At 71.1% G+C, this 18,041-nt stretch carries 18 protein-coding genes; 9 read left to right on the top strand and 9 right to left on the bottom strand.

What is annotated here, in order from left to right:
• Position 1: 1 nt before the first annotated feature.
• The 3 genes from I4Q55_RS40560 to I4Q55_RS40550 all read right to left on the bottom strand — a co-directional run bounded on the left by I4Q55_RS40560 (position 2) and on the right by I4Q55_RS40550 (position 1,916).
• A complete protein-coding gene (locus I4Q55_RS40560) occupies positions 2-718 on the bottom strand; it encodes a zf-HC2 domain-containing protein (RefSeq protein ID WP_206795896.1) in 717 nt (238 codons plus the stop codon).
• Positions 715-1,266: a sigma-70 family RNA polymerase sigma factor gene (locus tag I4Q55_RS40555; protein ID WP_026469270.1), complete on the bottom strand. Its 552-nt coding sequence runs from the start codon at positions 1,264-1,266 to the stop codon at positions 715-717. The genes I4Q55_RS40560 and I4Q55_RS40555 overlap by 4 nt, the downstream gene beginning before the upstream one ends.
• 146 nt (positions 1,267-1,412) lie before the next feature.
• Positions 1,413-1,916 carry a hypothetical protein gene (locus tag I4Q55_RS40550; protein WP_206795895.1) on the bottom strand — a complete coding sequence of 168 codons (504 nt, stop codon included), beginning with the start codon at positions 1,914-1,916 and terminating at the stop codon, positions 1,413-1,415.
• 223 nt (positions 1,917-2,139) lie between these two features.
• Here I4Q55_RS40550 and I4Q55_RS40545 point away from each other — a divergent pair, with 223 nt between their 5' ends.
• On the top strand, positions 2,140-2,676 hold the full coding sequence (locus I4Q55_RS40545) for a fibronectin type III domain-containing protein (protein ID WP_206795894.1): 537 nt from the start codon (positions 2,140-2,142) through the stop codon (positions 2,674-2,676).
• 4 nt (positions 2,677-2,680) lie between these two features.
• Here the strand turns inward: I4Q55_RS40545 and uvrA are convergent, their stop codons facing one another.
• Positions 2,681-5,542, bottom strand: coding sequence for an excinuclease ABC subunit UvrA (gene uvrA / locus I4Q55_RS40540; protein WP_206795893.1), 2,862 nt, complete (start codon positions 5,540-5,542; stop codon positions 2,681-2,683).
• Positions 5,543-5,619: 77 nt separating this feature from the next.
• The gene (locus tag I4Q55_RS40535) at positions 5,620-6,825 is read right to left on the bottom strand and encodes an acyltransferase (RefSeq protein ID WP_206795892.1); all 1,206 of its coding nucleotides are present in this window, start codon (positions 6,823-6,825) and stop codon (positions 5,620-5,622) included.
• A gap of 110 nt (positions 6,826-6,935) precedes the next feature.
• Here I4Q55_RS40535 and I4Q55_RS40530 point away from each other — a divergent pair, with 110 nt between their 5' ends.
• The gene (locus I4Q55_RS40530) at positions 6,936-7,613 is read left to right on the top strand and encodes an MBL fold metallo-hydrolase (protein WP_206795890.1); all 678 of its coding nucleotides are present in this window, start codon (positions 6,936-6,938) and stop codon (positions 7,611-7,613) included.
• Positions 7,614-7,841: 228 nt separating this feature from the next.
• Positions 7,842-8,333, top strand: coding sequence for a hypothetical protein (locus I4Q55_RS40525; protein WP_206795888.1), 492 nt, complete (start codon positions 7,842-7,844; stop codon positions 8,331-8,333).
• Positions 8,334-8,358: 25 nt separating this feature from the next.
• Here I4Q55_RS40525 and I4Q55_RS40520 read toward each other — a convergent pair whose 3' ends face one another.
• The 4 genes from I4Q55_RS40520 to I4Q55_RS40505 form a co-directional block, all read right to left on the bottom strand.
• Positions 8,359-9,141: a DUF1684 domain-containing protein gene (locus tag I4Q55_RS40520; RefSeq protein WP_206795886.1), complete on the bottom strand. Its 783-nt coding sequence runs from the start codon at positions 9,139-9,141 to the stop codon at positions 8,359-8,361.
• Between the two features lie 79 nt (positions 9,142-9,220).
• Positions 9,221-10,219 carry a hypothetical protein gene (locus I4Q55_RS40515; protein ID WP_307793447.1) on the bottom strand — a complete coding sequence of 333 codons (999 nt, stop codon included), beginning with the start codon at positions 10,217-10,219 and terminating at the stop codon, positions 9,221-9,223.
• Positions 10,220-10,385: 166 nt separating this feature from the next.
• On the bottom strand, positions 10,386-10,553 hold the full coding sequence (locus I4Q55_RS40510; RefSeq protein ID WP_206795884.1) for a hypothetical protein: 168 nt from the start codon (positions 10,551-10,553) through the stop codon (positions 10,386-10,388).
• Between the two features lie 110 nt (positions 10,554-10,663).
• A complete protein-coding gene (locus I4Q55_RS40505; protein WP_206795882.1) occupies positions 10,664-11,371 on the bottom strand; it encodes a Crp/Fnr family transcriptional regulator in 708 nt (235 codons plus the stop codon).
• A 74-nt stretch (positions 11,372-11,445) separates the two neighbouring features.
• Here I4Q55_RS40505 and rnhA point away from each other — a divergent pair, with 74 nt between their 5' ends.
• From rnhA to I4Q55_RS40475, 6 genes are all read left to right on the top strand, one after another.
• Entirely contained in the window at positions 11,446-11,910 is a 465-nt protein-coding gene (gene rnhA / locus I4Q55_RS40500) for a ribonuclease HI (protein ID WP_206795880.1), read from the top strand.
• A 201-nt stretch (positions 11,911-12,111) separates the two neighbouring features.
• The gene (locus tag I4Q55_RS40495) at positions 12,112-12,768 is read left to right on the top strand and encodes a hypothetical protein (RefSeq protein WP_206795878.1); all 657 of its coding nucleotides are present in this window, start codon (positions 12,112-12,114) and stop codon (positions 12,766-12,768) included.
• Positions 12,769-12,844: 76 nt separating this feature from the next.
• The gene (locus I4Q55_RS40490; RefSeq protein ID WP_206795877.1) at positions 12,845-13,225 is read left to right on the top strand and encodes a YchJ family protein; all 381 of its coding nucleotides are present in this window, start codon (positions 12,845-12,847) and stop codon (positions 13,223-13,225) included.
• Positions 13,226-13,426: 201 nt separating this feature from the next.
• Complete coding sequence (locus I4Q55_RS49830; RefSeq protein ID WP_242547644.1) at positions 13,427-13,588, top strand: hypothetical protein; 162 nt, start codon at positions 13,427-13,429, stop codon at positions 13,586-13,588.
• A 43-nt stretch (positions 13,589-13,631) separates the two neighbouring features.
• Entirely contained in the window at positions 13,632-14,864 is a 1,233-nt protein-coding gene (locus I4Q55_RS40480; RefSeq protein ID WP_206795876.1) for a hypothetical protein, read from the top strand.
• Between the two features lie 114 nt (positions 14,865-14,978).
• Positions 14,979-18,035, top strand: a complete 3,057-nt coding sequence (locus I4Q55_RS40475; protein WP_206795875.1) for a carbohydrate-binding protein — start codon at positions 14,979-14,981, stop codon at positions 18,033-18,035.
• The last annotated feature ends 6 nt before the right edge of the window (positions 18,036-18,041 follow it).

Below are 18,041 nucleotides of genomic sequence, written 5' to 3'. Positions count from 1 at the left end.
GTCACACCTGGGCCGAGACCAGCTTCCGGCCGTCCACCGTGACGATGTCGATCGAAGCGACGTCGTCGGGGGCGACCAGGGCCGACCCGTCGAGGTTGAAGCCCGTGCTCTCCCACTTCTCGGACACCTGCCAGCTGCCGGCGGTCACCGCCTTGCCGTCCTTGGTGACCACTTGGAGGAGGCACTTCTCCCCGGCCTTGACGCCCTTCACGCTGACGTCCGTCTTGACCCAGCCCTGGAACGGAGCGATCGACGCGGCCAGCTGCACGCCGGTCGTCGGGTCCCGGGCTTCGACGGTCTTCGTGCCGGGCACGTTCGACTGCGGTACCGCAAGGGAGCCGCCGTTGTCCGGGGCCGTCTGGCGGCCCACCAGGATCCCGCCACCGAGGGCGGCCACCACCAGTACCGCCGCCGCGACCAGGGCCAGGCCCCGGCGTCCGGCCGAGCGGGCCGGTGGAGCGACCCGCTCTTCTTCGTCGCGCACCCGGCGCAGGGTCTTCTGCAGCAGCAGGTCCCCGCCCTCGGGCGGCCCGTCGAGGAACGCCTCGGGCGGCACTTCGTCGAGCGAGTCGCGCAGTGCCACGAGCTCGTTCAGGTCGAACCGGCACTGGGCGCAGGTCTGCAGGTGCCGCCGCTCGAAGTCGGCCGCCTCCGCGGGATCGAGCGCGCCGAGGGCGTACGCGCCGAGCTGCGTGTGACTCTCGTCCACCGAGTTCATCGCGCCACCTCCGTTCCGCTCGAAATCATCGCTGCTCTGAGTGCTCGTAGTGCGTAGTACGACCTTGATTTCACGGTACCCGGTGCGACGCCCAGTGTTCTCGCCGCTTCGGCCACCGTCCGCCCCCGGTAGTAGATCTCCACCAGGACCTCTCGATGCTCGTTGGACAGCCCGTCCATCGCGCCGAGCACGGTCATCGAGTCGACCACGCCCTGCGCGTGGTCCCGCTCGACGGCCGGGGTCGGCACGCCTTCGGCCGGTTCGGCCACTTCCTGTGGCCGGGCCGCCCGCGCTCGTGCCCGGTCGGTGACCAGGTTGCGCGCGACGGTCAGCAACCAGCCGCGCACCGAGCCCTTTCCGTCGTTCTGCAAGTCGTCCGCGTGTTTCCAGGCTCGGACCAGCGTCTCCTGGACCACGTCCTCGGCTGCCGCCCGATCCCCGGTCAGCCTCGTCGCGTAGGCCAGCAGGCTTCGCCCGTGTTCGGCGTACAGCTGCCGAATCAGGTCCTCGCCTTTGGCCTTCTTAGGCCGCCTGCCTCCTATGGCCACCCTCGTCCTCCCGACGGTGTTCTGAGTCGGCGAGGACAGTACTGCAACCCTCAGCTCCACCGGCGGTGCGTGCGCCGAGCGCAGCGCGACCATGGTGTTCATCGGCTGCCCGTCCTTCCTCGTTCTGCCCGGAAACCCGTCGTCTGTCAGTACCCTGCGCCGCCGGCCTTGCTCTTCGCGGTGATCTTGCTGCCGTCCGGCGCGACGGCGAACCAGGTACCGTTGGCGCCCTGGCCGGTCATGTCGCCCGTGACCTTGTCGCCCGCGTGGCCGTAGAGCGGCCAGCCGTTCAGCGTGATCTGCTTGCTGCCGTCCTTGCGGGTCGTCGTGCCGACCTGGGTGTCCTGGACGCCCTTGAGCATCGGCGTGGCCACCCCGGCGAGCATCGGCGGCCACTGGGTCGCGCACTCGCCGTCGCAGTTGGACGTCGGCGGTGAGGAGAGATCCTTGTCGAACCGGTAGAGCGTCTTGCCGTCGGCGTCGGTGACCACCGCGCCCACGCCGTCGACCGTGGCGACCTGGAGCATCTTGTGCCCCGGCTCCCCGTGTTGCGGTCCTTGGGCGCCGCCGGCCATGTCACCGCAGGCGGACAAGGAGGCGACAGCGGCCAGCGCCACCGCGCTGACGACCACCGGCCGGATACGGTTCATGACGTTCTCTCCTCGGTGAGGGCGGCTCCACCGTCCGGTGGACCTCGACACCTGAGACACGGCCGCCACCGCGAAACGGTTCAGCCGGGTTCACGCCCATTCGGTGCCGGTTCGCGGGCGGATTGGTGTGTCCCGGTGATCGGCACGATCTTGTCGCCGTGCGGGCGGCTTCCTAAGCTGATCACGTCCGCACCGCCGCCCCTGCCCGTGCCGGGAGGCCGCCGTGCCCGTCAAACCCCTCGCCCTGGTGACGCTGCTGGCCGCGGGCTGTTCCGCTCCCGCGCCGGCTCTCACGGCGACGCTGACCTCGCCGACGGACGTGGTGCTCGGCTGGCCGGACGACGGCGCGGGCCACCGCGTCGAGTACGCCAACGACCCGGCCGGGCCGTGGACGACGCTGCGGTTCCTGGCCCCGCACGTGAGGAGCTACCACCACCCGGACCTGATCCCGGAGACGCCGTTCCACTACCGGGTGCGGCCGTTCACCGGTCCGGTCTCGACGGAGCTGCAGGTGGCGCACACGGGCGACACGGTGACGTTCACCTGGCCCGACCGCACGCCGGACGAAGCCGGGTTCCTGCTGGAGATCCGGCGGCCGGGCGCGCCGGATTTCGACCCGGTCGAGGTGACCGAGCCGGACGTCACGACGTGCGTGCTCTCGCTGCTGCCCGGCGAGGAGAACTCGGCTTTCCGGATCCGGGCGCTGTACTACGGGCCGCTCTCCCCGGTGGTCCACCAGACCACCGGGAAGGAGCGGTAGCCGCCTATTCGGCCGCGAGGACCGTCTTCAGGAACTGGCCGGTGTAGCTCTCCTCGATGCCCGCCACGTGCTCCGGCGTGCCCTCGGCGACCACCGTGCCACCGCCCGAGCCGCCCTCGGGGCCCATGTCGATGATCCAGTCGGAGGTCTTGATCACGTCGAGGTTGTGCTCGATCACGATCACCGAGTTGCCCTTGTCGACCAGCCCGTTGATCACGCCGATGAGCTTGTTGATGTCCTCGAAGTGCAGACCGGTCGTCGGCTCGTCGAGGATGTAGACCGTCTTGCCCGTCGAGCGCTTCTGCAGCTCGCTGGCCAGCTTGACGCGCTGCGCCTCGCCGCCGGAGAGCGTCGGCGCGGGCTGGCCGAGCCGGACGTAGCCGAGGCCGACGTCCACCAGCGTCTGCAGGTGGCGGTGGATGGCCTTGATCGGCTCGAAGAACTCCGCGGCCTCCTCGATGGGCATGTCGAGCACGTCCGAGACGGTCTTGCCCTTGTAGTGCACCTCGAGGGTCTCCCGGTTGTACCGGGCGCCCTTGCAGACCTCGCACGGGACGTAGACGTCCGGCAGGAAGTTCATCTCGATCTTGATCGTGCCGTCGCCGGCGCACGCCTCGCAGCGGCCGCCCTTGACGTTGAACGAGAAGCGGCCCTGCTGGTAGCCGCGGACCTTCGCCTCGGTAGTCGCGGCGAACAGCTTGCGGACGTGGTCCCAGACGCCGGTGTAGGTGGCCGGGTTGGACCGCGGGGTCCGCCCGATCGGCGACTGGTCGACCCGCACCAGCTTGTCGACGTTGTTCAGGCCGTTGACCCGGGTGTGCCGGCCCGGCACCTGGCGGGCGCCGTTGAGCTTGTTCGCCAGCACCGTCGCGAGGATGTCGTTGACCAGTGTCGACTTGCCCGAGCCGGACACGCCGGTGACCGAGACCAGGCAGCCGAGCGGGAACGAGACGTCGAGCCCGCGCAGGTTGTGCTCGCGCGCGCCGACGACGGTCAGCTGCCGCTTCTTGTCGACCGGGCGCCGGATCGCCGGCACCTCGATCTTCCGGCGCCCGGACAGGTACTGCCCGGTCAGCGATTCCTTGCTCTTCAGCAGCTTCTTGTACGGTCCACTGTGGACGATGTGGCCGCCGTGCTCGCCGGCGCCCGGGCCGATGTCGACCACCCAGTCGCTGGAGCGGATGGTGTCCTCGTCGTGCTCGACGACGATCAGCGTGTTGCCGAGGTTGCGCAGCCTGGTCAGCGTTTCGATCAGGCGATGGTTGTCGCGCTGGTGCAGGCCGATCGACGGCTCGTCGAGCACGTACAGCACGCCCACCAGGCCCGAGCCGATCTGCGTCGCGAGCCGGATGCGCTGGGCTTCACCACCCGAAAGAGTGGCGGACGCGCGGTCGAGCGAGAGGTACGTCAGGCCGATGTCGAGCAGGAAGCGCAGGCGGGCCTGGATCTCCTTGAGCACCGCGCCGGCGATCATCGCCTCGCGCTGCCCCAGCTCCAGCTCGTCGAGGAACTGCGACGCCTCCGCGATGGACAGCGCGCAGACCTCGGCGATGGACATGTCGCCGCGGGTCTTGTGCGCCAGCGTGACGGCGAGGATCTCCGGCTTGAGCCGGGTGCCCTGGCAGGCCGGGCACGGCACCTCGCGCATGTAGCCCTCGTACCGCTCACGCATGTACTCGGACTCGGTCTGCTCCTGGCGCCGCTCGAGGAACGGGATGACGCCCTCGAAGTTCGCGTAGTACGAGCGCTGGCGGCCGTAGCGGTTCTTGTAGCGGACATGGACCTGCTCGTCGACGCCGTGCAGCACCGCCTTCTGGGCGCGCGCCGGCAGCCGCCGCCACGGCGTGTCCATCCGGAAGCCGATGGTCTCCGACAGCGACTCCAGCAGCCGGACGAAGTAGTCCGCGCTCTGCCCGCCCGACCACGGCGCGATCGCGCCCTCGGCCAGCGACAGCTCGTCGTCCGGGACCACCAGCTCCGGGTCGACCTCCTTGCGGATGCCGATGCCGGTGCACTCCGGACAGGCGCCGTAGGGCGAGTTGAAGGAGAACGAGCGGGGCTCGAGGTCCTCAATGGCCAGCGGGTGGCCGTTGGGGCAGGCCAGGTTCTCGGAGAAGCCCCGAATGCGGTGCGGGTCGTTGTCCGGCAGGTCGACGAACTCGAGCTCGATCAGGCCGTCGGCCAGCCGCAGCGCCGTCTCGACCGAGTCGGTGAGCCGCTGCCGCGAGGCCGCCTTCACCGTGAGCCGGTCGATGACCACGCCGATCTGGTGCTTCTCCTGCTTCTTCAGCTTCGGCGGGTCGGTGAGCGCGTGGACCGTGCCGTCGACGACCACGCGCGCGTAGCCCTGCTGCTGCAGGTTCTCGAACAGGTCGACGTACTCGCCCTTGCGCCCGCGCACCACGGGGGCGAGCACCTGGAACCGGGTGCCCTCCTCCATCGCGAGCACCTGGTCGACGATCTGCTGCGGGGTCTGCTTGCTGATCGCCTCGCCGCACTTGGGGCAGTGCGCCTTGCCGGCGCGGGCGTAGAGCAGGCGCAGGTAGTCGTAGACCTCGGTGATCGTGCCCACGGTCGAACGCGGGTTGCGCGAGGTCGACTTCTGGTCGATCGACACCGCGGGCGAGAGGCCCTCGATGAAGTCGACGTCCGGCTTGTCCATCTGCCCGAGGAACTGCCGGGCGTACGCCGAGAGCGACTCGACGTAGCGGCGCTGCCCTTCGGCGAAGATGGTGTCGAAGGCGAGGCTCGACTTCCCGGACCCGGACAGGCCGGTGAACACGATCAGGCTGTCGCGGGGCAGGTCGAGATCCACGCCGCGGAGGTTGTGCTCGCGGGCACCGCGAACAACGAGGCGATCAGCCACGCCAGGGTCCTCTCAATGTCATTCTCAGGTGCGGTCGCTCACCCGGTTTTCAGCTACACGGGTGGCCGCGATCCATGCTACGAGCCACCACCGACAAAAACGGGTTCCGCGTCCTTGACCTGCGGTTCTTCGGGCTTCCGGCGTCTGGTGAGCCACCGGTGGGCCGGGCGTTCGACCCCCGCGGTGACCGCCCAGCCGGCCAGCACGGCGGCGCCGGCGACCACGGGGAGCCGCAGCCAGCCGGGGAGACCGGCGTCGAGCAGAGCACGAGCCAGGACGTAACCCAGTTCCTGGTGCACCAGGTAAAGACCATACGAGATGCCCGCGAGCCAGGTGACGGCCGGGGCGATCCGCGCCAGCCCGGGGAACCGCCAGTCCGGGCCGCGGGCGGCCAGGCAGACCAGCAGGAGCAGGACGGCGAACCCGATCGTGGAGGGCCAGCGCTCGGCGTCCTGCGGCAGCGCGACGTGGAACGGGAACACCTGCAGGTCCTGCGCGGCGACGGCGGCGGCCACGAAGAGCGCGGCGTGCCAGGTCGCGATCCGGCGTCGCGCCCACAGCCAGATCGCGACACCGACGGCGAAGACGTGCAGCCGGTGCAGGCCGAGGCCGTAGTAGAACGTCTCGACGACCGGGCCCGCCGTCCCGGGCGGGAAGACGAGGAACCGCAGCGCCAGCGGGACGAGGATCAGCGTCCACAGCAGAGCGACGGTCAGCCGGTGCGTGCGCCACGACCGCGGCCACAGCAGGGCCGCGCCGGTGAAGGCGAGCAGCTGCACCGGCAGCGTCCAGTAGGAGCCGTCCAGGTAGTAGAAGGCCGCCCAGCGGATGCCCCACTCCTGCACCATGCCGAGGTTGGCGACCAGGTCCAGCCACGTCGGGATGTACCACGGCGAGGGGTTCGCCGGCGGCCCCGGCGGCACGCCGAACAGGAACCCGGTGACGCCGGGCGGGTAGGGCAGGCCGCTGAAGGAGATGGCCGCCCACCGCGTCACGACGTAGGTCACCAGGACGGCGACCAGGTACGCGGGCACCAGGCGCGCGACGCGGTGCCACAGCCACCGGCCGGGACTGCCCTTGCGCAGGCTCGCGCAGACGAAGAAGGCGGAGATCACCAGCAGGATCGCGGCACCGAACTGCGCCGTCACCCGCACGGGGTACCCCGTGAGTTCGGGGTGCAGGAGCGCGCCCTGGTGGGTGACGTGCCCGAGGACGACGGCGAAAACGGCGACGACCCGGAGGAGGTCCCAGCTGATCCGGCGCGGCGTCGGGGAGGTGGGCACGATCGTCCTGGGGTCGGTCTGGCCGGGGGTCGAGGTGAGCCTACGTGGCTGGGCGGCCGTGCGCTTGTGCGGGTGGAACCGGTTGGAGCGAAACGACTACCGTGTGCACGGTGAACATCGTGGACACCTACACCGGGCACGTCGACCCGGGTGGCGACGCCACCCGCCGCACCCTGGACGCGCTGACGATCACCAAGCTGTCCGTCGGCCCGATGGACAACAACGCGTACCTGCTGGTGTGCCGGTCGTCGAACGAGGCACTGCTGATCGACGCGGCGAACGACCCCGAGCGCATCTCCGACCTGATCGGCCACGGCCCGGACCGGCCTTCGCTGAAGACGGTCGTCACCACGCACCAGCACCAGGACCACTGGCAGGCCCTGGGCGCGGTGGCGGGAGCGAACGGAGCGAACACGGCAGCCCACCCGCTGGACGCTCCGCCGTTGCCGGTGCCCCCGGACTTCCTGGTCGAGCACGGGGACACGCTGACGGTGGGCGAGGTCACGCTGTCGGTGATCCACCTGCGCGGGCACACGCCGGGCTCGATCGCGTTGCTGTACCGCGACCCGGCCGGTCACCCGCACCTGTTCACCGGGGATTCGCTGTTCCCGGGCGGGGTCGGGAAGACGGCGTCGCCATCGGATTTCGAGTCCCTGCTGGACGATGTGTCTTCTCGGATTTTCGATGAGCTGCCGGATGAGACGTGGTTCTACCCGGGCCACGGGGACGACTCGACGCTCGGCGCGGAACGGCCGAAGCTCACGGAGTGGCGCGACCGCGGCTGGTGATCCTCCCGCGAATGGGGCTGCCTACCGGGCAGCCCCGTTTCCGGTGACCATGAGACCTGGTGCCGGGCCGAGGGGTCGTGGGATCCAGGCGAGCCGCCCGCCTGCGGACACGTTCGGAGCAGCCGGATAACGATAGAGGACACCAGGGCAACGCACCGGACGAACCGGGCGTCCCTCGCAAACCCAGCGCTGGGACTTCCACCGGTTCGCTCCGCCAGGAGGCCCACCATGTCCAGACCGAAGAGACGCGCGCTCGCCGCCGTCATGCTGCTGCTCGCCGGGAGCGGGCTGCTCGCCGCCGCGGGGCCCGCGCAGGCCGCCGATCCCGTCGTTCCCACCATGACGAACATCCGGACCGGGCTCAACACCGGGTTCGACCGGGTCGTGCTCGATCTGAGCTCGGGGCCCGCGCCGTCCGTCTCCTACCAGCTCGTCGACGAGCTGCTCGCGGACGCGAGCGGGGAGGTCGTGTGGCTCACCGGGGAGTTCTTCATCGAGGTCTTCACCACCCCAGCCGCCGCGCACGACGCCGACGGGAACCCGACCTTCCCCGGGCCGCGGAAGTTCCGGACGTGGAACCTGCGCAACGTCATGGCCGTCGCCGTCACCGGGGACTTCGAGGCGCAGGTGACCATCGGGCTCGGGGTGCGGTCGCGGACCGCGGTGAAGGTCTTCACCCTCACCGCGCCCAACCGCGTCGTCATCGACGTCGCCCACTGAGCCCACCGCATGGCGGGCGGGGGAGTCACCCGCGCTCGTACGGGATCTTCTCCCCCGCCTCGACCGCGAACGGCAGGTGGTTGCCCGCCGGCGGCAGCGGGCAGGTCGCGAAGTCGGTGAACGCGCACGGCAGGTTCACCGCGCGGTTGAAGTCCAGCGTCACCGCGCCATCGGCGGCCGGCGCGCCCACCGGCAGCGACCGGTTGGCCGCGTAGGTGGTCACGCCGCTCGTTCCGTCGGTGAACAGGATGCTGAGGCCGCCGTCCTTGCCGTTGAACGCGGTCAGCGTGTGCTCGGCGCCGTCGTGGGAGAAGCGGACGACGCCCGGCGCCGTGTAGACGTGGCTCAGGCCTTCCACGACCGCGCCGACCGTGGTCGGCCGCGGCTCGGCGAAGGGCTCGAACCGCCCGGACAGCACCCACGACGGCGACGGCTCGTACGCCGGGACGCCGCGGAACTCGCGCAGCACCTCGGCCTTCGGGTCGTGGACGCGGATCAGGTACCCCGACCGGCGGGCCACCTCGATCTCGACGTCGCCGGCCAGCACCCGGGTGCCCGGGCCGCTGTTGACCAGCTCGAACCGCCGGACGTCGGTGATCGGCTCGCCCTCGTGGGACAGCGACGCGCCGGCCGGGTCGACGTACGCGGCGTCCGCGTCCTGCCACCAGCGGCCGGGGATGCCCGGGTATTCCCGCGGCGAGTCCGTCAGCCAGTCCAGCGACACCAGCGCCAGCCAGCCGTGCGGCTCGGCCAGGTCGGTCTCGCGCCGGGCCTTCCAGTCCTGCCACTCCTGCGTGAACGTGCTCATCGCGGGCCCCTTCTCCTCGGCTACGACGGTGCCAACCCACCGCCCGCGCCGCTATTCCGGGTCCCAGCATCCGGACGGCTCAGCCTTCCGGCGGATCGAACGACCACTGCAGCCCGTAGCTCAGGCCCTGGTGCAGGTCGTGGAACTCGAGGCCGACCTCGCCGACCCGGTTGACGGTCAGCGCGTCGCCCGAGTCGACGCCGTCGTCGATCACCCGGCCCGGCACGCCGTTGAGCCGCCACACCCGCCGCGGCGGCGCGGCGCGGTCGAAGCAGACCCGCACGGAGAACTCCTCGCAGCGGCGCAGCGGCGTCATGACGTAGTACGGCCGCAGTTCCGTGCGCCGGGGCGTGAAGCGGATGCCGTACTCGTGCCGCTGGCCGAGCCGCAGCGGGTTCGGCAGCCGCATGACGAACTGCGCGTGGCTCACCGAAACCTGGCGTGATTCGACGATTTCGCCGCCGAACAGCGCGTCCGCGGCGATGTCGGGCACCGGGTCGCTGCCCGGTTCGGCCGGCACGCTGAACGGCAGCACCAGCTCGTCGAGCTCGTCGACCTCCGCGACGATCCGGCGCTCCTCCTGCAGTTCCGGCGGGTCGCGGTCCAGCCGGAGCATCGCCTTCATCGACTCGACGTACCAGCCGGCCAGCGGGTGCAGGTCGCCGCGGGGCGCGGGTGCGCCGAGCAGCTCGTCGAGGCGGCGGAACGCCAGGTCGATCCGGCGGCGGGCGGTGCGCGGGTCGCGGTCGAGGACGCTGGCCAGCCAGGAGATCCGCCGGTCGAGGAACTCCCCCGCGGCCTCCTCGTGCAGCCCGAACGCCGCCAGCGCGGCCAGCTTCAGGTCCGGCGGCAGCCGCCCGCACAGCTCGGTCAGCCGCAGCACGAGCTTCTCGCGCGCGGCGGCGGGCTGGTCGGTCTCGGCGATCGCGCACGCCGCCCGCAGGCACGGGCCGATCCGCTGGTGCAGGTCGGCCGCGTCGAGGCCACGGCCGCGGCGGAGTTCGTTCAGCTCGCGCACGAACGGTGAGGTGTGCTCCTCCGTCTTGCCACCCCCTCGTTTCCCCGCAGATTTTCCCACGTTACCAGTTTCCGTTCTCCGCGAGCTGGACAAATTACGGACATCGGTATTCGGGGAATACCCGGCCGGCCGACCCCCCACGAGCCGGCCGGCCGGGTCTCACCGCGGTCAGGCCGCCCCGAAGATCAGGGCCCAGATCGAGTGGCTCTCCATCAGACACACCTCCTCATCGCTGTACCCAGGCCGAGGCGGAGAGCGGCGCGGAGCCGTGTAACGTCGGCGCGGCCGGTTCCGCCGCGTTTCCGGCGGCCACCGCGAAACCCGCGACGGCGCCGACCACGAACGCGGCGAAGACCGATTTCACCAGGGTCAAAATCTTGCAGTAGACGTTCACGACAAGGGCTCCCCGACCTCGCTCGGAAATGGCGTCCGGCCGGGTGGCATCGCATTCTTCCCGGCCGGTTCCAGGATCGCCCGGGCGGGCTGTCCATCACATGTCCGCTGTCACGGGCCTTGTGTGCCGTTTGGCTCAGAGTGGGCGAAGGCGCTCAGCACGCGGAGCTCGCGGATGACGAAGCGGCGCCGGCCGGTCTCGACGATCCCGCGTTCCCGCAGCAAGCGCAGCGCCCGGGCGACGGTACGCCGGGCGGCGCCGATCTGCGCGGCGACGTCCTCCTGCGACAGGGCGTCGACGACGACGCCCTCCGGCACGGTCCGGCCGCGCTCCTCGGCCAGCCGGACCAGTACCGCCGCGACCCGCCGGCTGACGTCGTAGGCGGCCGCGTCGAGCCGGGCGGACTCGGCGTTGCGGAGCCGGGCCGCGACCGTCTTGATCGTCGCGACGGCGATCGCCGGCCGCGCGTGCAGGACGTCGACGAACTCGGCGCCGGTGAGCTGGAAAACGGTGCAGGGTTCGATCGCGCGCACCGACGCCGACCGGGGCCGCCCGGTGACCGCCGCGAGATCCCCGAGCACCTCGCCGGGGCCGCGCAGGCCGAAGAGCACCTCGCGGCCGTCTTCCACGATCTTGGAGACGCGCACCCAGCCGGAGACGAGCACGTGGACGTGGTCGGACGGGTCGCCTTCCATGAGCACGACGTCGTTCGCGCGGAACCGGCGGCGGGTGCCGCGGGCGAGCAGGTACTCGCGATCGGCGTCGGCGAGGTAAGCGAGGAGCGCACCCTCGCCCGCGTCGTCGTGCCCGCCGCCCATGGTTCCCCTCCGGAGACTCACCGTAACCCGGCGTGGCGGTCTTCGGCGACCACCGCGACCGGTAGGGTCGCCGCGTGGACGTGGAGATCTACACCGACGGCGCGTGCAGCGGGAACCCCGGACCGGGCGGCTGGGGCGCGGTGCTGCGCTACGGCAGGCACGAGCGCGAGCTGTACGGCGGCGAGGCCACGCCGACGACGAACAACCGCATGGAGCTCACGGCGCCGATCCGCGCGCTGGAGAGCCTGACCCGGCCGTCGCAGGTCCGCGTCTACACGGACAGCACGTACGTCCGCAACGGCATCACGCAGTGGCTGCCCCGCTGGAAGAGCAACGGCTGGCAGACGGCGGCGCGCGCCCCGGTGAAGAACGCGGATCTCTGGCAGCGCCTGGACGCGGCGATCGGCGGGCACACGGTCGAGTGGCTGTGGGTGAAGGGCCACGCGGGACACCCGGAGAACGAGCGAGCCGACCGGCTCGCGGTGCGGGGCGCGCAGGAGGCGCGGGAGACCGGGAAGCCGGTCAACGCAGGTTACTAATCCGGCCAAAAGCAGGCCGCGCCCCGAGCGGCAAGCAACCGTTGCCGCGAAAGCCATCCGGCCGTGGCTGTGGTCGGATTGGTGACGAACGGCGCAGTAGTCCGGAGTGGACGGTCGCTGCGCCGTCCGGGCGACAGGCGTTCCCTCTTCCGGAGTTCCGATGCAGGATCGGACTCTTCCGGACCGGGGAGGGAACGGACGATGGCCGACGGCTTCTACACGGACTCGAGCGGCAGGGTCAGGCCGCGTCACAATCCGAGGGGCCGTGCCGCGGTCGTCGCCGCGGTCGTCGGTGCCGCCGCCGCGGGTGGCACGGCATTGAGCACGGGTGGCGGCGCTGCCTCAGTCGAGCCGGGCGGCGGGTCGAGCCTGCAGGCACGCACTTCCGGCAAGCAATCCGCCCGCAAGGGCAAGCACGAGGACGCGATGAAACGCCTCGGGCTCAAGACGATCAAGAAGGTCGCCAAGCGCGAACCGAAGTGCGCGCCGTACGCGTTCGGCCAGGTCCAGGACTTCTTCGTACGCCACCCGTGCAAGGCGCTGTCCCGGATGCTGCTGGCCGCCGGCGACGGCGGTGGGAACACCGTGGTCGTCACCATCGCCTGGGTCCGGATGCCGCGGACCACCGAAGCGCGCGACTTGCGGCAACTGGCCGACCGCGACGGGACGGGCAACATCTACGCCGTGCCCGACGCCCTGCTGAAGCGGGCGGGCGTCCGGTTCACCGGCGAGCACTACGAGTCCCGGCTCGACGGCTCCCTCCTGGTGATCGCCGAGGCGGCGAGCGGTGGCGGCCACCCGGACCCGGCCGTGCTCGACGACGCGTCGGAGGTTGCCGCGGAGTTTCCGGTGCCGTGACGGGACAACGATTTCTTCGTGCGCCGACCGCTCCTGTCGCCGCGGGAGCCGGAAGCCTTCGTGGCAGAATTCCCCGATGCCTCCCGCTCCGTGCCCGTGTGGCCTCGCCGAGTCCTACGCCGCCTGTTGCGGCCGGTTCCACGGCGGCGGGCTCACCGCTCCCACCGCCGAACTGCTGATGCGCTCGCGGTTCAGCGCCTTCGCCGTCGGCGACACCGCGTACCTGCTGCGCACCTGGCACCCGGACACCCGGCCGCGGCAGCTGCGGCTCGATCCCGGCCAGGAGTGGACGCGACTGGAGATCCTCGGCCGCACCGGGGGCGGGCTGCTGCACGCCGAGGGCACCGTCGAGTTCCGGGCGCACTACCGCCACCAGGGCCGGGACGGCTTCCTCGAGGAGAACAGCCGCTTCCGCCGTGAGGACGGCCACTGGGTCTATCTCGACGCGCAGGCCTGATGGGGACCGCGATCGTCGGCGTCGCCGGCACCCTCCTCGGCGTCCTCGCCGGCGGGCTCCTCCAGCTGCTGCAGACCGCGCGCAACCACCGGTGGCAGCGGGAGGACGCGCTCGGCAAGCTCAAGCAGGCCGTCTACGCCGAGTACCTACGCGCGCCTGCACGCCGCCGCCGCCGAGATCGACGTCCTGGCCGGCCGGGATGTGGCCGGTCCGGCGCGGGAGCTGGCGGGCCTGGTGATCGACGTGCACACGAAGATCGCCGGGGCCGAAGGGGTCGAGCAGTCCGTCGTGGAGGCGGTCGACCGGCGACGGCTCGCGGTGATCGAACTCTTCAAGGCCGACCTCGGGATCGAGAAGCGGTAATCCCGCCCCACGCGGCATCCTCGGCGTGCTAAACAGTGCGGCGATGGGAAAACTGACGCGCCGCGCCCGGGCGAAGGCGGACTACCTCGGCTTCATCGGCGCCCGGGAGTGGCCGCTCGCCGCCTCCGGGCTGGGGGTGCTGCTCGGCGTCGTCACCATCCTGCCGAGCGCCGTCGGCGTGGTGCTTTCGTGCGTCGCGCTCGCCCTCGGCGTCGCCACCTTCACCCGGGACGTCCGGCTGCTGCGCCGGCGGTGGGCCGGGTTCGAGTTCACCACCATCGCCGCCCCCTTCCCCACGGCGGAACTGCCCCCGCCGTCCGCCTACCCGGAGGCGGCCTACCTGGCCGTGCCCGCCCGGGGCACCGCGCTGGTGAGTGCCGCGATCGACCGGGAGCTCTGGGCGGACCGGCTCACCGTCGCGGTCGACGGCGAGCCCTACCGGCTGCCGCCCGCGCTCAAGGCGACCGCGCCGCACGTCCTTCCGCTGCGGGCCCGGGGCCGGCTGCTGTTCAACGGCCCGGTCGTCGGCATGCGCGGCGACCCGCTGCCCGCCGCCGGCGCGCGGCCCGCGCCGATCCGGCTGCACCGGGCCCGGTTCTTCGACGCCGTCTGCTCGAACGAGCTCGGCACGCTCCGCATCACGCGCACCGAAACCGGCGAGGAGTACGACCTGCGCACGGCCGAGCTCACCGACTCCGCCGGCGCGCTGCGCGAACTGAGCGGCAGCTCGCTCGCCGACCACGTCGGCGTCTCCACGGTCGCGTTCACCACCGACGGCAAGCTCGTCACCGTCCGGCAGTCGGCGCTCAACGCCGTGAGCGGGCTGCTGCTGGCGCCCTCGGGCAGCGGCTCGCTCGAGCCCCGCGACCTGCGCACGCCGGACGGCGGCACCCGCCGGTTCCTGCACACCGCGGTCCGCGCCGGGATGGAACGCGAACTGTGCGAGGAGAGCGGCCTCACCCCCGCGGACGTCCGCGAGACGAAGGTCGTCGGCTTCGCGCGCTGGATGGAACGCGGCGCCAAGCCCGAGTTCTTCGGGCTGACCCGGCTGGCGGTCGACAGCGCCGAGGTCGCGCGGCGCCGCCCGGTCAGCGGCGAACGGCTCTACAGCGCGGGCCTGACGCTCTTCGACGTCGACCTCCCCGCGATCGGCGCCGCGCTGGCCGGCGGTGTCCCGCTCAGCGAGGCACTGCCGCACCGGCTTTGGGAAGACGGTTCCCTGCCGCTCCTGCTGGCCCTGCGTGCCGCCGCGGCGTGGCAGGCCGCCCGCGTCTGACGAATCACCCTGTTCCCGGCGTGACCGGGCCGCTACGATCGTGCGCAATTGTTAGGAAAGTTCCCTAACGATAGGCCTGTCCCCCGCCGCCGTGGGTGCCTAGGAGGCGCGCTAGTGAGCTATCGGCAGAGAAGAACCCGGACCCTCCTCGCGGCGGCCGTACTGGCCGTCGCGGTGACCGGCGCGACCGTCCCGGCCGCGACCGGGCAGGAACGGGCCAGCGTGGTGGCCGCGGCCGCGGCGACCCCCGTGCCCGGCTTCCTGATCCAGACGTCGGCGCAGGTCAGCGACGACTCCGCGGTCTCCAGGCCCGGGTACAACACGGCCGGCTGGTACCCGGTCGGCCCGCGCTCGACCGTCTACGCCGGCCTGCTGGCCAACGGCAAGTACGCCGACCCGTTCTACTCGACGAACATGAAGAACGTGCCGGTCGCGGACTTCCAGGTCCCCTGGTGGTACCGCACCGACCTCACCGTCGCCGACACGTCCCAGCGCACCTACCTCGACTTCAGCGGCGTGCTGTCGAAGGCCGACGTCTGGGTCAACGGGACGCGCGTCGCCGACCGGACGCAGGTCAACGGCGCCTACACCCGCCACGACCTCGACATCACCGCGCTGGTGAAGGCCGGCACGAACAGCGTCGCGTTCAAGGTCTACCCGAACGACCCGAACAAGGACCTGTCGATGGGCTGGATCGACTGGGCGCAGACCCCGCCGGACCAGAACATGGGCATCGTGCGGGACGTCCTCGTCCGGCGCAGCGGCGCGGTGGCGCTGCGCGGCGGCCACGTCGTCACGAAGCTGACCGGGCTCACCCACGCCGACCTCACGGTGAAGGCCGACGTCCGCAACGACTCCGCGGCCGCCGTGTCCACGACGGTCTCCGGCACGGTCGCCGGGCGCGCGATCAGCCAGACGGTCAGCCTGGCGGCCAAGGAGAAGAAGACGGTCACCTTCCCGGTGATCGGGATCGACAACCCGCGGATCTGGTGGCCGGCCGGGATGGGCGGGCAGCCGCTGCACGACCTCGACCTGACCGCGAGCGTCGGCGGGACGGTGTCGGACTCTTCGCACTCGACCTTCGGCATCCGCCAGGTGACCGCGAACAAGAACGCGAGCGGCGGCCGGGCGTACGCGATCAACGGACGCCCGCTGCTCATCAAGGGCGGCGGCTACTCGCCGGACCTGTTCCTGCGCTGGAACGCCCAAGCCGCCGCGGACAAGCTCGCCTACGTCAAGGACCTCGGGCTCAACACCGTGCGGCTGGAGGGCCACATCGAGCCGGACGAGTTCTTCGACCTCGCCGACCGGATGGGCGTGCTCACGCTGCCCGGCTGGGAGTGCTGCGACAAGTGGGAGGGCCAGGTCAACGGCAGCGAGAAGGGTGACCCGTGGACCGCCGCGGACTACCCGATCGCGAAGGCGTCGATGACGGCGGAGGCCGAGCGGCTGCGCGACCACCCCAGCGTCATCTCGTTCCTCATCGGCAGCGACTTCGCCCCCGACGCGACGATCGAGAAGAACTACCTCGACGCGCTGACCGCCGCGGACTGGCAGACGCCGATCGTGCCGGCCGCGTCGGCGAAGTCGTCGCCGCAGCTGGGGTCGTCCGGGATGAAGATGAACGGGCCGTACGACTGGATCCCGCCGGTGTACTGGTACGACAAGGCGCACTCCGACGGCGGCGGCGCGTGGAGCTTCAACTCCGAAACCAGCGCCGGGCCGGACATCCCGACGATGGACACGCTCAAGCGGATGATGTCGGCGAGCGAGCTGGACACGATGTGGAAGAACCCCGCGGCCCCGCAGTACCACCGCTCCTCGTCGTCGACGTTCGGCAACCTCAAGCTCTTCGGCGACGCGCTGACCGGCCGCTACGGCAAGCCGTCGAGCCTCGGCGACTTCGTCCGGAAGGCGCAGCTGGCGCAGTACGAGAACGTCCGCGCCGAGTTCGAGTCGCACTCGCGCAACTTCAGCGACGGCTCGAACCCGGCGACCGGGATCATCTACTGGATGCTCAACAGCGGCTGGACGTCGCTGCACTGGCAGCTGTTCGACGCCTACCTCGACCAGAACGGCTCGTACTTCGGGGCCAAGAAGGCGAACGAGCCGCTGCACATCCAGTACTCGTACGACACGAAGTCGGTCGTGGTGGTCAACCACAACCACGACGCGGCGTCGAACCTCACGGCGTCCGTGAAGCTCTACAACCTCGACGGGACGGAGAAGTTCAACCAGGCCAAGAGCGTGTCGGTGGGCGGCGACGGCGCGAAGACGACCGCGCTGACCATCGGCTCGGTGAGCGGGCTGTCGACGACGTACCTGGCGAAGCTGGTGCTGACCGATGCCGCGGGCAAGGAGGTCAGCCGGAACGTGTACTGGCTGTCCACCAAGGCCGACACCCTGGATTGGGCCAACAGCGACTGGTACTACACGCCGACGACGTCGTACGCGGATCTGTCCGGGCTGAACAGCCTGGCCCAGGTGCCACTGGGGTCGACGGCCACCTCGACGGCCAACGCCGACGGCACCACGACCACCAAGGTGACGCTGAAGAACGACTCGACCGGCAAGGTGCCGGCGTTCTTCGTCGACGCGCACGTGGTCGACGCGGCGGGCGCGCCGGTGCTGCCGGTGCGGTGGACCGACAACCAGGTCAGCTTGTGGCCCGGTGAGTCCACGACGCTGACGGCGACGTACCGGACCGCGGACCTCCACGGTGCCGCGCCCTCGGTGCGGGTCGCGGGCTGGAACACCGGGACGAAGACGATCCCGGCGGACGGCTCGGCCGCGCCGGCCGACTACCAGGCCGAGGACGCGACGATCACGAACGGCGTCGCGGAGTCGAACCACCTGGGCTACACGGGAACCGGGTTCGTCAACTACGGCAACGCGACCGGCAGCGCGGTGGAGTTCACCGTGAACGCGGCCGCGGCGGGCCCGGCGAACGTCGTCCTGCGGTTCGCCAACGGCACGACGGCGAACCGCCCGATGGACATCGCAGTCAACGGCACGAAGGTCGGGTCGAACGTGGCCTTCGGCGGGACGGGGAACTGGGACACGTGGCAGACGGTCACGGTCCCGGTGTCCCTGGTCGCCGGCACGAACAAGATCAAGGCGACCGCGACGACCGCCAACGGCGGCCCGAACGTCGACAAGATCACCGTCTAGGTCCGG

Source organism: Amycolatopsis sp. MtRt-6 (assembly GCF_017308975.1).
Lineage (GTDB): Bacteria > Actinomycetota > Actinomycetes > Mycobacteriales > Pseudonocardiaceae > Amycolatopsis.
This window is presented reverse-complemented; position numbering and strand designations above follow the sequence as displayed.

What these genes read in the sequence shown, in the direction of transcription:
- I4Q55_RS40550 (WP_206795895.1), bottom strand. Translation starts at nt 1,916, where the DNA reads ATGAACCGTATCCGGCCGGTGGTCGTCAGCGCGGTGGCGCTGGCCGCT.
- I4Q55_RS40490 (WP_206795877.1), top strand. Translation starts at nt 12,845, where the DNA reads ATGCCTCCCGCTCCGTGCCCGTGTGGCCTCGCCGAGTCCTACGCCGCC.
- I4Q55_RS40495 (WP_206795878.1), top strand. Translation starts at nt 12,112, where the DNA reads ATGGCCGACGGCTTCTACACGGACTCGAGCGGCAGGGTCAGGCCGCGT.
- I4Q55_RS40560 (WP_206795896.1), bottom strand. Translation starts at nt 718, where the DNA reads ATGAACTCGGTGGACGAGAGTCACACGCAGCTCGGCGCGTACGCCCTC.
- I4Q55_RS40520 (WP_206795886.1), bottom strand. Translation starts at nt 9,141, where the DNA reads ATGAGCACGTTCACGCAGGAGTGGCAGGACTGGAAGGCCCGGCGCGAG.
- I4Q55_RS40480 (WP_206795876.1), top strand. Translation starts at nt 13,632, where the DNA reads ATGGGAAAACTGACGCGCCGCGCCCGGGCGAAGGCGGACTACCTCGGC.
- I4Q55_RS40525 (WP_206795888.1), top strand. Translation starts at nt 7,842, where the DNA reads ATGTCCAGACCGAAGAGACGCGCGCTCGCCGCCGTCATGCTGCTGCTC.
- I4Q55_RS40505 (WP_206795882.1), bottom strand. Translation starts at nt 11,371, where the DNA reads ATGGGCGGCGGGCACGACGACGCGGGCGAGGGTGCGCTCCTCGCTTAC.